This window comes from Pseudoalteromonas sp. J2K-J599 (genome assembly GCF_059295115.2).
In genome coordinates, this window is the sequence record NZ_CM200271.1 from 399,947 (window position 1) to 413,587 (window position 13,641).

The 13,641-nt window shown below is 40.3% G+C and carries 13 protein-coding genes; 6 read left to right on the forward strand and 7 right to left on the reverse strand.

Features of this window, described 5'->3' with window-relative positions; genetic code table 11:
• Position 1: 1 nt before the first annotated feature.
• Positions 2-499, reverse strand: coding sequence for a ribonuclease E activity regulator RraA (gene rraA, locus AC5NT5_RS01775; protein WP_002959955.1), 498 nt, complete (start codon positions 497-499; stop codon positions 2-4).
• Positions 500-700: 201 nt separating this feature from the next.
• Between rraA and AC5NT5_RS01780 the strand changes: the two genes are divergently transcribed.
• The 3 genes from AC5NT5_RS01780 to AC5NT5_RS01790 all read left to right on the forward strand — a co-directional run bounded on the left by AC5NT5_RS01780 (position 701) and on the right by AC5NT5_RS01790 (position 4,258).
• Positions 701-1,240: a phosphatase PAP2 family protein gene (locus AC5NT5_RS01780; protein ID WP_024596307.1), complete on the forward strand. Its 540-nt coding sequence runs from the start codon at positions 701-703 to the stop codon at positions 1,238-1,240.
• Positions 1,237-2,268 (forward strand): MJ1255/VC2487 family glycosyltransferase, encoded by a 1,032-nt coding sequence (locus AC5NT5_RS01785; RefSeq protein WP_024596308.1) that lies wholly within the window; start codon positions 1,237-1,239, stop codon positions 2,266-2,268. Before AC5NT5_RS01780 ends, AC5NT5_RS01785 begins: the two co-directional genes overlap by 4 nt.
• A 109-nt stretch (positions 2,269-2,377) precedes the next feature.
• A complete protein-coding gene (locus AC5NT5_RS01790; protein WP_494513255.1) occupies positions 2,378-4,258 on the forward strand; it encodes a methyl-accepting chemotaxis protein in 1,881 nt (626 codons plus the stop codon).
• A 29-nt stretch (positions 4,259-4,287) separates the two neighbouring features.
• Here AC5NT5_RS01790 and AC5NT5_RS01795 read toward each other — a convergent pair whose 3' ends face one another.
• From AC5NT5_RS01795 to priA, 5 genes are all read right to left on the reverse strand, one after another.
• On the reverse strand, positions 4,288-4,662 hold the full coding sequence (locus AC5NT5_RS01795; protein ID WP_024596309.1) for a gamma-butyrobetaine hydroxylase family protein: 375 nt from the start codon (positions 4,660-4,662) through the stop codon (positions 4,288-4,290).
• Between the two features lie 62 nt (positions 4,663-4,724).
• Positions 4,725-6,053, reverse strand: coding sequence for an ATP-dependent protease ATPase subunit HslU (gene hslU, locus AC5NT5_RS01800; RefSeq protein WP_024596310.1), 1,329 nt, complete (start codon positions 6,051-6,053; stop codon positions 4,725-4,727).
• A gap of 11 nt (positions 6,054-6,064) precedes the next feature.
• The gene (hslV, locus tag AC5NT5_RS01805) at positions 6,065-6,583 is read right to left on the reverse strand and encodes an ATP-dependent protease subunit HslV (RefSeq protein ID WP_002958366.1); all 519 of its coding nucleotides are present in this window, start codon (positions 6,581-6,583) and stop codon (positions 6,065-6,067) included.
• Between the two features lie 79 nt (positions 6,584-6,662).
• Positions 6,663-7,190, reverse strand: coding sequence for an SPOR domain-containing protein (locus AC5NT5_RS01810; RefSeq protein ID WP_024596311.1), 528 nt, complete (start codon positions 7,188-7,190; stop codon positions 6,663-6,665).
• 20 nt (positions 7,191-7,210) lie between these two features.
• Positions 7,211-9,397 carry a primosomal protein N' gene (gene priA, locus AC5NT5_RS01815; RefSeq protein ID WP_494513256.1) on the reverse strand — a complete coding sequence of 729 codons (2,187 nt, stop codon included), beginning with the start codon at positions 9,395-9,397 and terminating at the stop codon, positions 7,211-7,213.
• 230 nt (positions 9,398-9,627) lie between these two features.
• On the opposite strand from priA, the gene rpmE reads away from it, so the two are divergent.
• Together rpmE and AC5NT5_RS01825 are read left to right on the forward strand one after the other, a co-directional pair.
• Complete coding sequence (gene rpmE, locus AC5NT5_RS01820; RefSeq protein WP_002958369.1) at positions 9,628-9,843, forward strand: 50S ribosomal protein L31; 216 nt, start codon at positions 9,628-9,630, stop codon at positions 9,841-9,843.
• 526 nt (positions 9,844-10,369) lie between these two features.
• Positions 10,370-11,611: a malic enzyme-like NAD(P)-binding protein gene (locus AC5NT5_RS01825; RefSeq protein WP_002958370.1), complete on the forward strand. Its 1,242-nt coding sequence runs from the start codon at positions 10,370-10,372 to the stop codon at positions 11,609-11,611.
• Positions 11,612-11,674: 63 nt separating this feature from the next.
• Here AC5NT5_RS01825 and metJ read toward each other — a convergent pair whose 3' ends face one another.
• Positions 11,675-11,995 (reverse strand): met regulon transcriptional regulator MetJ, encoded by a 321-nt coding sequence (metJ, locus tag AC5NT5_RS01830; protein WP_002958371.1) that lies wholly within the window; start codon positions 11,993-11,995, stop codon positions 11,675-11,677.
• A gap of 289 nt (positions 11,996-12,284) precedes the next feature.
• Between metJ and metB the strand changes: the two genes are divergently transcribed.
• On the forward strand, positions 12,285-13,532 hold the full coding sequence (gene metB, locus AC5NT5_RS01835; protein WP_039485856.1) for a cystathionine gamma-synthase: 1,248 nt from the start codon (positions 12,285-12,287) through the stop codon (positions 13,530-13,532).
• The last annotated feature ends 109 nt before the right edge of the window (positions 13,533-13,641 follow it).

Consider the following 13,641-nt stretch of genomic DNA (forward strand, 5'->3'; position numbering starts at 1 on the left):
GTTATACTTCTACAACTTCCAACTCTAATTCTTCTGCAGATAAAACAATGCCTGTGCTATCAGCATAAATAAAGTCGTCATCAAAAAATGATACCCCAGCAAAGTTAACGCCTATAGCATCTTCACCAGCACCTTCGCTGTCGGCTGCAACAGGGATTGAAGCAATTGCTTGAATGCCTAAATCAAGCTCTTCAAGCTCATCAACGTGGCGTACTGCGCCGTAAACAACAATACCATTCCAGTTGTTTTCAAGTGCTAGCTCAGCCAGTTCAATGTCGATTAGTGCGCGACGAGTTGAGCCGCCACCATCAATAAGAAGTACTAGGTCTGTACCATCTTGAGAAAGTAATTCGCGGATGAGTTCATTATTTTCAAAACATTTAACCGTTTTAATGCGGCCACCAAAGCTGTGTCGACCACCAAAGTTGATGAACATAGGCTCTAGCACGTCAACCACGTCAGCAAAGTGGTCGCATAAATCAGAAGTGCTGTAATCCATTATTTTATCCTCAAAAGGTACATTAATTTATATCTCAGTATACCCTCCTTATAAGCAATAACAACGACTTAATCGCAGTAAATTTAGGCAAAACAAGCGCTAAATCATTAATCGCAATAATAGTGTATTAAAAGCGTCACTCAATTGTTATTTACAACACATAAGCTAAATCGGTGTTCATATGTTATGCAATGAGGGATGGTGATGAATAATAATATGCTTAAAAAGGTAACTCAGATAGATGAGCAATTATTTTTAACTTTGTTTAATTGCAATTCACCGAGGTGGTTTAAAACAATGGCCTTTGGTTTGTCTAAAAGCGGTGATGGTGGGCTTTATATATTAATATGCTTAGCAGTGTGGTGGCTTAGTAATAATGAACAGCACCAATTATTGCCTGTCACTATATTAATTGGTTTTGCTATAGAAAGACCTATTTACCTACTAGCTAAAAATAGATTTGCTCGGATCCGTCCATGCGACTGCTTAGTAACAAATGCCTATATAGTACCAAGCGATAAATTTAGTTTACCATCGGGTCACAGTGCCGCTGCTTTTTTAGTGGCAATTATATTAAGCCATTTTTTTCCAGAATATGCATTACTACTATTTAGTTGGGCTACCGGCGTTGCTATGTCTCGTGTGGTATTGGGTGTGCACTTTCCTGCTGATATTATAATAGGCGCAACGATTGGTAGTTTTTGTGGTTTATTTGCGTTAGCACTTGTGGTGCCTGCATGAAAATATTGTATGGAGTGCAAGGTACCGGTAATGGTCATATAACGCGCGCTCGGGTTATGGCAAGCTGCTTTAATAAGCTCGGTATTGATGTTGATTATGTGTTTTCAGGGCGCGCAAATAAAGATTACTTTGATATGCACGAATTCTCAGATTATAAAGCGTATCGCGGTTTATCGTTTAGCACTGAAAATGGGCAAGTTAAAAATCTCAAAACACTTAAAAACATGCGAATTTGTAAGTTGGTGAGTGATATAAAATCGCTTGAGATAAAACAGTACGATTTTGTACTTAACGACTTTGAGCCTGTGACAGCATGGGCTGCAAAACGGGCAGGTATACCCGTTATTGGCATTAGTCACCAAGCAGCATTTTTGTCAGATAACGTACCTATGTTTGGTCGTGGCGTACTGAGAAAATCACTTATCAAGCATTATGCACCAGCGACTACCTACTTAGGCGTGCACTGGCAACCATTTGCAAATAATATAATACCGCCTTTTATTGCTCATCATAATCACGACAACCCTGTAGCAGTAATGAACAAGGTATTGGTATATTTACCTTTCGAAAACTTAGATAGCGTTGTTGATTATTTAAAAGACTTTCCCGAAAAAGAATTTTATTGCTATCACCCAAATGCCAGCAATCAGTCTTTTGGACATATACATTTACGAGCCCCTTCACGTTCTGGCTTTTTAAACGACTTAGCAAACACAAGTGGTGTTGTTGGTAACGCGGGATTTGAGCTTGCCAGTGAAGCGCTTAAGTTAGGTAAAAAGTTACTATTAAAGCCTTTAGATGGTCAGTTTGAGCAAGCAGCAAATGCACAAACTTTATTTTCCATGGGCATGGCGCATGTTATGAACTATTTAAACCCTCAAGCCCTTGATGATTGGAATAGCGCGCCGCAAAACAAGCAAATAAATTACCCCAGCGATCCCGCGCCTTTAATTGATTGGTTGGTTAAACAACAATGGAATAACACACAATCGTTACATAAAGGTTTGTGGGATAGTGTCGCCTTATAGCCATCACATTTAAACTGTTTAGAATTACCAATAATAAAAAGTTAAATTAATTAGTCGCTTTTGATCTATTAGCTATAATAAAAATGCATATTCAAAAAAGGCGTTAGCGATGAATTTTTTACAAAACCTAACAATTAAACGACGTTTACAACTAAACGCAGTCGTTGTTGGTTTAGCAATGGTGGTCCTTTTATGCGTGATTATTTTTGAATCACGTACAACCTTGAGCTTAAACAAGACTATTCAATTAGCAGAAGAGCTCAACGTACATGCATTAGCATTGCGTAAACATGAAAAAAACTTTTTGTTTTATAAACAAGAAGATGCGTTAACTGCATTTGAAACGGATTTTGAGCAGTTAAGTGATAAAGTAAAAAAGTTACAACAGTTAATGGCTAACCAAGGTATTGCACAGGAGCAGGTCCAGCGCTTTGAGCAACTAATAAATAGCTATAATAATGATTTTGAAACTGTTGTTAAGCTTCAAAAAGAGATTGGTTTAACCCCGACCGACGGGTTATATGGCAAGCTTAGAAGCTCGGTTCATGAAGTTGAGCAACTATTAAAAGAGCAGCAAAATTACCAACTGCTGTCGTCAATGCTGCAACTAAGACGCTCAGAAAAAGATTTCATGCTGAGATTTGATATTAAGTACCTAGGGCGTTTTAATGAGGGAATTAATACATTTAAGCAGCAGATAGCTGCAGCACAGCTGCCAAGCGACTATAAAGCACAAATTAATCCTTTGATTGATATATACCAAAGCGAATTTCAAACACTTGTGCAGGCGCAAACTAAGCTAGGGCTAGATCTTGAGTCAGGCGCACTTGGAGTAATGCGTGACAGTGTAGATAAAAGCGACGCCATTGTTTCTAAAATCGTTAAAGACACTAAGTTACAAGTAGAGCAAAGTGTAGAGCAGGCTCAATTTTTAGCTATTTTGGTATTTGTGATTGCAGGTGTGGTTGTATTAGCACTCGTTTATTTTACAAGCCACTCCATTATTGTACCTATTGAGCGGGTTTATCACACTATTAATGATATTCGTCGTAATAATGATTTGAGCGTGATGATAGAGCAAACAGGTAAAGACGAAATTACCACCATGACTGTCGACTTTAATAGCTTAATAGGCGATTTTAAGAACTTAATTAACGAAGTTAATGGTGCTTTAAACACCCTTAATGTAGCAACCGAGCATTTATCACAAAGTACCGCAGCAACAAGCTCTGGTATGCAAGAGCAACTACATGAAGCAGACATGGTAGCGACAGCTGCAACGCAAATGCAGGCAACTATTCAAGATATCTCTCATAATACTGAAGCCGCAGCTAAAAAAGCAGAATCAACCAACTTAAGCGCACAGCAAGGGCGCAGTGAAGTTGACTCAACGGTTAAACATATTAGAGATTTGTCTAGTTCGTTAGGTAATGCATCAAGTGTTGTATCGCAATTAGAAAAAGACGGCGAAACCATTGGCTCAGTGCTTGATGTAATTCGAGGGATTGCAGATCAAACCAACTTATTAGCGCTTAACGCTGCAATTGAAGCGGCTAGAGCTGGAGAGCAAGGGCGTGGTTTTGCAGTAGTGGCAGATGAAGTTCGCTCACTTGCTCAGCGCACGCAAGAATCGACTAGTGAAATAGAGGGGATTATTAATACCCTGCAACAACGCACTCAAGAGGTGGTTAGTATTATGCACCAGTGCCGCTCGCAAGGAGATGAAAGTGCATCGCAGGCTATTAAAGCCGGTGAGCTACTCGGTGATATAACCGAAGATGTACAAACTATCATGGAGATGAGTACTCAAATAGCAGTTGCGATTGATGAGCAAAGTCAGGTAGCGTCTGAGGTAAATAAAAACGTAGTACGTATAAGAGATATTGCACAAGATGCTTCGGGACATGCTGCTGATAATGCGCAGACAAGTGAAGAAGTCTCTGAGCAGGCTCGTGTTCTATTCACTGCAATTGATAAGTTTAAGGTGTAATAACCCCTAATAGTGCGGGTCTATAAAGTTTAAGGAACAAACTTTATAGGCACGCTATCTTTACTTTTTTCGTGTTCAGTTACCCGCACTAAATATTCACTCCACAATGTATCTTGTTGCTGTTGTAGTTTTTCAAAGTAGCGCCAGCTAAATAGTCCGCTGTTATGGCCATCGTCAAAATCTAAACGAAGTGCGTAATGCCCAACAGGTACAATACTTTTTATTCCTACAGCTTGCTTATTAAGTACTAGCTTCATTGGGCCAGAGCCATGGCCCTGCACTTCAGCTGAAGGGGAGTGTACACGTAAAAACTCACAGCTAAATACAGCTTTACTGTCATCATCAAAGTAAACATCTAGATTTTTACTTACACTGTGGTAATGCACTTTTGTTACGTGTTTCATTTAATATATCCCATTAAAAAGCCCCCAATCTGGAGGCTTTTAGTATAACGTTTATATTCGTTTTATAGAATAAATCGGCTTAAGTCTTCATCTTCAACAAGTGCACCTAAGTGTTTTTCAACATAAGCGGCGTCGATTACTAATGACGAGCCTGCTTTTTCAGAAGCATCGTATGAAATTTCTTCCATCAATCTTTCCATTACAGTGTGTAGACGACGAGCACCGATGTTTTCGGTTTTCTCGTTAACTTGCCAAGCTGCTTTGGCAATACGCTCAATTGCATCGTCGCTAAACTCAATCGATACCTGCTCAGTTTTAAGCAGCTCTCGTTGTTGCTCGGTAAGCGATGCATGAGGCTCTGTAAGGATGCGTTTAAAGTCATCTGCAGTAAGTGCTTCAAGTTCTACTCGAATCGGTAAGCGGCCCTGTAGCTCTGGGATCATATCTGATGGCTTTGCCATCTGAAACGCACCAGAGGCAATAAACAGCATATGGTCAGTTTTAACCATTCCGTGCTTAGTATTTACAGTTGAACCTTCAATTAGCGGTAGTAAGTCGCGCTGAACACCTTCACGGCTCACATCTGGACCTGAAGAATCGCCGCGCTTACAAATTTTGTCTATTTCATCAATAAACACAATACCGTTTTGCTCTACTGCAAAAATAGCTTGCTCTTTTAGCTCTTCAGGATTTACTAATTTAGCGGCTTCTTCTTCCGTTAATAGTTTGAAGGCTTCTTTGATTTTTAGTTTACGCTTAGTGCGCTTATCGCCGCCCATGTTTTGAAACATGCTTTGTAGCTGGTTGGTCATATCTTCCATACCAGGAGGCGCCATAATTTCTACGTTTGGTTGTGCTTGTGCTAAATCGATTTCAATTTCTTTATCATCTAGCTGACCTTCACGTAGCTTTTTACGGAACGTTTGGCGAGTTGATGAGTTATCATCACGCTGCGTTTCGCCGTATTGATCTTTCGCTGGTGGTAAAAGGGCATCTAAAATGCGCTCTTCTGCTGCTTCTTCGGCGCGATGTTTAAATTTCTTAGTCTGCTGTTCGCGAGTCATTTTAATTGATACATCGACTAAATCGCGGATGATAGTCTCAACTTCTTTACCAACATAGCCAACTTCAGTGAACTTAGTCGCTTCTACTTTAATAAAGGGTGCGTTAGCAAGTTTTGCTAATCGGCGGGCAATTTCTGTTTTACCTACACCGGTTGGACCAATCATTAAAATGTTTTTTGGTGTTACTTCGCTGCGTAAATCTTCTTTGAGTTGCATGCGGCGCCAGCGGTTACGAAGTGCGATAGCCACTGCTTTTTTTGCTTTAGCCTGACCTATAATGTGCTGATCTAGCTCGTGAACAATTTCTCTTGGGGTCATATCAGACATGATAGTTCCTATTATAATTCTTCGATTGTTTGGAAGTTATTAGTAAATACGCAGATGTTGCCTGCAATAGTTAAGCTTTTCTCTACTATTTCACGAGCGCTTAAATCTGTATTTTCTAAAAGGGCGGTTGCAGCTGATTGTGCAAAGTTACCACCACTGCCAATTGCAATTAGGTCGTTTTCAGGTTGAACCACATCGCCATTACCGGTAATAATTAAAGAGGCTGTTTCGTCTGCAACAGCGAGCAGAGCTTCGAGTTTTCGAAGTGCACGGTCGCTGCGCCAATCTTTAGCCATTTCTACTGCGGCTTTAGTTAGGTTTCCTTGGTGCATTTCTAATTTGCTTTCAAAGCGTTCGAAAAGAGTGAAGGCATCAGCAGTACCGCCGGCAAAACCAGCGATTACTTTGCCATTATAAAGACGTCGAACTTTACGGGCGTTGCCCTTCATTACGGTATTACCAAGAGACACTTGGCCATCGCCGCCAATTACAACCTTGTCGCCACGGCGTACACTTACGATAGTAGTCATGTTATTCCTCATCATCGAGCTGCAGAGGCAACTCGTAAAAAACGATTATGAAGAGGTTATATGGGTGAATGGTTTATTTTCAAGTCCAGCCCCAAATTCCGCAGCCGACTATTTTTACACGTTTAAGTTTGTTTTTATCACTTTCGGCTTGGCGTTTGGTTTTATAAGGGCCTAAGCGCACTTTATACCAAGTACCATTGCTGCCTTCAGCCTGTTTTATTTCAGAAATGAGGCCTGCAAATGCTATTTTAGCTTTTAGCGATTCCGCTTGTGCGTGGGTTTTAAACGAACCACACTGCATAACGTAAGGGCCTTTTTGCTCAAGTTCTTTCACTTCAACTTGAATCTCGTGGTTTCTAATTTCTTTAATAAACTCTGGTGTGCGTGGAATAACCACTTCTACTTTTGCGGGCGCAGTGGGGTTTGCTTGTTTTTCGACAAGTTTTGGATCTGCATTACTTTTAATAAACCATAATGTATAAGCAAAACCACCGACGAGTAAGATGGCTATGACAGCTAAAAGAATAGGAAATGGTTTTTTAGCGGGTGCGTTTTTTTTACTGTTTCTGCCTGCAGGCTTTTTGTTAATATAATCGTGCTGTGCCATGGTGTTATTTTGGCCTTAACCTAAATCATGTCTATAGGGTCTACGTCTAAGCTCCAGCGTACTTTTTGTGCAAGTTTACTTGAACTTAAATAATCAACCATTTGCGCAAGGTACTGATGTAATATGCGGCGATCTTGCGCTTGAATATGTAATTGAAAACGATACATACCTGCGACTTTTTCAAGTGGAGCAGGGATCGGACCGAGCAATTGTATACCAGATACCCCATTCACAGGAACCAAATCCGTCAAAAAATCGACGACTAGCTTAATGCTGTGTCCTTGTGCACGGACAATAGCCATATTTGTAATGGGTGGTAAGTCTGCATCATCGCGTTCACTCAGTGCAAAGCGAGCAAAGTCTTGGTAACCATTATTGACTAAGTCTTGTAAAAGCGGGTGTTCTGGAAAGTGTGTTTGTAATAATACTTGGCCAGGTTCCCCTGAACGCCCAGCTCGCCCCGCGACCTGAGTAACTAACTGTGCTAAATGCTCTGTCGCCCTAAAGTCGCATGAGTATAAACCGCTATCTACGTCTAAAATTATAACAAGGCTTACATCTGCAAAGTGATGGCCTTTGGCAAGCATTTGTGTGCCAACTAAAATGCGTGCACCGCCTAGGTTTATTTCATCTAGTGCTTTTTCAAGGCTGCCTTTACGGCGAGTTGAATCGCGGTCTATGCGAGTAACGGGTGTATCTGGAAACTCGGTCGATAAAAACTCTTCAATTTGCTCTGTACCTTTGCCATTTGGAAATATTTGCGTACTTCCACAATCAGGACATTGGTGAGGAACAGGGTATTGATCGCCACAGTGATGACAAATCATTTGCCCAATCGCTTTATGAAATGTGGCGCTGGTACTGCAGCGTTTACATTCACTTAGCCAGCCACATTCATGGCAAATAAGAGTGGGTGAAAAACCTCGGCGATTTAAAAAAACCATAACCTGTTTACCGCGATTTAAGTGTTGGCGCATAGTTGCAAGGCTTGCATGTGCAATACCTGCTTGGTCGGGTTGGCCTTTCATATCGAGTAACTTAAATTGGTTATCTGTCGCAGTTTGCGCGCGCTCGGTTAAACTTAGTAGCTGATATTTGTTATTAATTGCTTTGTGAAGTGTTTCAAGTGCGGGTGTAGCACTGCCTAATATAAGTGGTATTTTATGCTGAAAAGCTCTGTATGCGGCCAAATCACGAGCATGGTAACGAAGGGTATCTTGTTGCTTAAATGATGAATCGTGCTCTTCATCGACAACTATCATACCGAGTTTTAAAAATGGCAGAAAAATACTCGAACGTGTGCCTATAACTATTGCACAACTGCCTTTTTCGCAAAAACGCCATGTTTGCAATCGCTCGTTGTCGGTAAGGGCTGAATGCCAAAGCATAATGGGTGTATCAGGAAAGCGGCGACGAAAACGGTTTACAGTTTGTGGCGTTAAGCCTATTTCTGGCACTAATACTAATGCTTGCTCGCCACGTTTGAGTACTTCTTCTAGGCACTGTAAATACACTTCTGTTTTACCACTGCCAGTTACACCTTCTAATAAAAAGCTGCTAAATCCATTACTTTGATTTATTGCTGTACAGGCAACCGCTTGTTCTTTATTAAGTACAGGTTTACTACCGACAGTTGGTGCAACGCTTTGCCATTGGTTATCGTGTTCAACAGTTTGCGTAATGAGTTCTTTATCTATTAGGCTATCTATTGTTTTTTTACTAAAGCCAAGAGCTTTTAATTCGGTTAACGATGATTTCCCCGATTGCGATAACTGCTTTAATAAATTGAGCTGTGTTTTGGCTTTTAATGACGGTACTTTTGCGCCTTTTTCTGTCAGAGCAACCATGTTAATACTGGTTTTATCTGGCGATTCACCTTGGCGAAGTGCACTCGGTAGCGCTATGTGAATAGTTTCGCCTAAGGGATAGCAATAATAGCGGGCAGTAAAGCTAAGGAGTTCTAAATGTTGGGCGCTTAAAATAGGGGTATCGTCTATTACCTCTATAATATTCTTAATTTTATCTAAAGGGACGTCGGTACTGTTTTTAATACCCAGAACAACAGCTACTTTTTTTTGATTACCAAAAGGCACTAAAACCCGCATGCCCGGTAGTATGGGTGTTGATAAGCCACTGAGCTGCTCTTCTATTTTATAATCAAAGGTGCGTGGAAGCGGGACTTTAATAGCAACTTCAACAAAACTCATAACAACTCAACCCGTAAAATTAATGCTGTAATGTACTAAAAATACCGCTAAAAACCTACTAGCAATAGTACTTGAGAAAGAGATTGTTCACTTTTTTAGCGAAAAGATAAATAAATACTTGTGCAGGGGAAGGTTGTTGGATAAAATCCGCCACCAACAAATTTGTTTTAACGACGTATGGTGCCAGACTTCGGGTTTGGAGAGCGATGCGGCCTTAACTAGAGGTTCCTATGAAAGAAGGTATTCACCCTAAGTACGAAGTAATTTCTGCAACATGTTCATGCGGAAACAAATTCGAAACTAGCTCAACTCTTTGTAAAGACATTCACTTAGACGTATGTTCTGCGTGTCACCCGTTTTACACTGGTAAGCAAAAGATTTTAGACACTGGCGGCCGTGTTGATCGCTTCAACAAGCGCTTCGGTGCACTTAGCAGCAAGAAGTAATTATTGCTGTTTAGTTAAAAAAAGCACCTTAGGGTGCTTTTTTTGTGTCTAAAACTTACTACTTCTTATCTTATTTAGCTTGCTCGAGCTACATCACACCTTGCATAACTATTTCCTATTCTTATTCTGAGTATGCATAAACCTTTGCAGACAAATTGATAGATATTCTCTATATTTTAAATAGTACAAATTTTAACTAGGTTGATAAAAGTAGCTAACGTGGGCTTATCTGTTTTTAAAGTAGTGTAGTAGGCTGTTATTTTAAGTTTATGATGATACGTTAAACATACATTTTTTTAATATTTTAATAGACATAAACGCACCTCAAAACTTACTTTTTTGGTGAATTTTTATTTATCAAATGTTTATATAATCCTGCAAAGTTACTGAAAAACCTCTTAAAATTAAAGGATATAGCATATAACAGGATAGACCTGATATTGCTTGGAATTTAAAAATAATAAGGGTATCGTACCCCAAGACTCCACCTCTCACTTTAACTTAAATTGCAGGATACCATCGCGTTATGTCTGACTTTCGTGAACAAGCACTACATTATCACTCACATCCCGTACCTGGTAAAATTAGCATTGAGCTAACAAAACCAGCTGAAACAGTTCAAGACTTAGCCCTAGCTTATAGCCCAGGTGTCGCTGAGCCTGTACGTGAAATTGCCGCAGATCCTGCAAATGCATATAAATATACCGGTAAAGGTAACATGGTTGCGGTTATCACTAATGGTACTGCAATTTTGGGCTTGGGTAATTTAGGTCCTTTAGCGTCTAAGCCCGTAATGGAAGGCAAGGCGTTATTGTTTAAACGTTTTGCAGGGCTTGATTCTATTGATATTGAAGTAAAGCACAAAACAACAGAAGACTTTATTAACACGGTTGCCAATATTGCTGACACATTTGGTGGTATTAACCTTGAAGATATTAAAGCACCAGAGTGTTTTGAAATTGAAAAAGCATTAATAGAGCGTTGTAGCATTCCTGTTTTTCATGACGACCAACACGGCACCGCCATTGTGACGGCTGCCGGCATGTTAAATGCGCTAGAAGTACAAGGTAAATCAATTGAAGATGCAATAATTGTATGTTTAGGTGCAGGCGCTGCTGCAGTTGCGTGTATGGAACTGTTAATTAAGTGTGGTGCACTGCGTGAACACATTTATATGCTTGACCGCAAAGGTGTTATTCATACTCGTCGCGATGATTTAAACGAATATAAACAGCTTTTTGCTAACAATACCGATAAACGCACATTGCAAGATGTAATTGCAGATGCTGATGTGTTTGTTGGTGTTTCGGGTCCTAACTTGTTAGCTGCCGAAGATTTAAAACTAATGGCAGAAAAGCCGGTCGTGTTTGCCTGTTCAAACCCAGATCCAGAGATCGATCCTGCACTTGCTCACGGCGCACGCAACGATTTAATTATGGCAACAGGGCGCTCTGATTACCCTAACCAGGTTAACAATGTTTTATGTTTCCCGTTTATTTTCCGTGGTGCACTTGATGTACGTGCAAGCGCGATTAACGATGAAATGAAAATTGCTGCAGTTGAGGCTATTCGTAGTATTGCCAAAGAGCCTGTACCTGCAGAAGTTTTAAAAGCCGCAGGCGTAGATAAACTAGAGTTTGGTGCGCAGTATATTATTCCAAAACCAATGGATCCGCGTTTACTACCGCGTATAGCTAAAGCTGTAGCACTTGCTGCGGTAGAGTCGGGTGTTGCGCAAATTGATTTGCCTGAAAATTATATGGCGTAATATATAACGCTTAAACAAAAAACCTCAGCAATGCTGAGGTTTTTTGACTAAAAAGGTAACGATTTATTCTTCGTTTAAAATAGGCACTTCTAAACCCATTTCTTGCATTATCTTTTTAACTTCTTCTGGTACTTTTTCTGCGTTGTCTTTACGTAGGTCATCGTCATTTGGTAAAGGTTGACCAGTAAATGCATGCAAAAACGCCTCACATAGCAATTCACTATTTGTTGCATGGCGAAGGTTGTTGATTTGACGACGCGTACGCTCATCCGTTAAAACTTTTAATACATTTAGCGGGATCGAAACGGTGATCTTTTTAACTTGCTCTGATTTTTTCCCGTGTTCTGCGTATGGGTGAATATACTCACCATTCCATTTAGCCATAAGATGTATCGTTGCCTCAGATTATTAATTTCTCACACGGTATAAAAAGCGTGTAAATATGCGTGAAATTCTATCGATTTAAAAAAGATAGTCAAATAATAGATACCGATCTATCTTAATAAGCCTATTTGGGATGTAAAAATAAGCTCACTTTTGTGAGCTAAAATGTGGTACTAGCAAACGCCTTTCCTAACTTTAGCCATCTAGAGCTTTAAAATCCTTTGACTTATTAAAACGGATAACTTACTCTTTTAGACGTCTAAACATCCAAATTAATCAGGTGACGAATATGAGCGAAAAAAACAAAGCGACCATTGCTGTACGTAACGGCGTTGATGCTGATAAACATCATGGTGCAGTGGTGCCGCCAATTTATTTATCAACGACTTATTCGTTTGCCGACTTTGATACTAAGCGTGAGTATGATTATGGCCGCAGTGGTAACCCTAATCGTGATATTTTAGCAGAGACGCTTGCTAAGCTTGAAGGCGGCGCTCGTGGCATAATTACGGCCACTGGTATGGCTGCCGTGCATTTAGCTACTCAGCTACTTAACAGTGACGACACGTTAGTAATTCCACATGATTGTTATGGTGGTAGCTATCGTTTATTTACATCGTTACAAAAACGCGGACTATTGAAGCTTGAAGTATTAGATTTAACAAAAGAAGAAAGCCTTCAACAAATTTTAGCAATTAAACCTAAGCTTATTTGGATAGAGACTCCAAGTAACCCAGTACTTCGTTTAACCGATATTAAAGCGGTTACCGATGTTGCTAAGCAATGCGGTGCATTGGTTGCCGCAGATAACACGTTTTTGTCTCCTGCCTTACAAAACCCTATTAAGTTTGGTGTAGATATTGTGGTGCATTCAACTACTAAATATATTAACGGGCACTCAGATGTAGTGGGCGGCGCTGTTATTGCTGCAACACAAGAGCTTGGTGATGAGCTTGCTTGGTGGGCAAATAATATTGGTATTACGGGCGCCCCTTTTGATAGTTATTTAACGCTTCGTGGTCTACGTACTTTAAATGTGCGCTTAAGGCAGCACCAAGAAAATGCGCTAGCAATAGCTAAGTACCTTGAAAGCTCCAATTTTGTAAGCCAAGTTTACTATCCAGGACTTGAGTCACATCCTCAACATGAGCTTGCTAAAGCACAACAACTTGGCTTTGGTGGCATGGTTAGTTTTGATATTAAAGGCGATATAAACGACGCCGCAGCATTTTTAACTAGTCTTAAAACGTTTAGTTTAGCTGAGTCACTAGGTGGCGTAGAGAGTTTAATTTGTCACCCCGCAACTATGACGCACGCAGGCATGGAGGCAAAGGCACGTTTAGAGGCGGGTGTGGGCGATACGCTTATTCGTATTTCGGTTGGGATTGAAGATATACACGATTTAATAGCTGACTTTGAACGAGTATTTGAACTTGTAAAACCAGGGCAAAATAAAAATGTTGGCCGTGTAGGCAAAGGTGCTGGCACTTCTGGTGGAAACGTTAAATTAAGTGCAGCCCGTCCAGCGCTTTGGTAAGTAATACCAATCCGCAATAATACCTAGGGCGTGTTGATCTTTGGTGGGTGAATTTGCAGCAGTATGTTTGGTTTTTAGGCAAGGCGGAGCCTATGTAGTGTGGTTATTC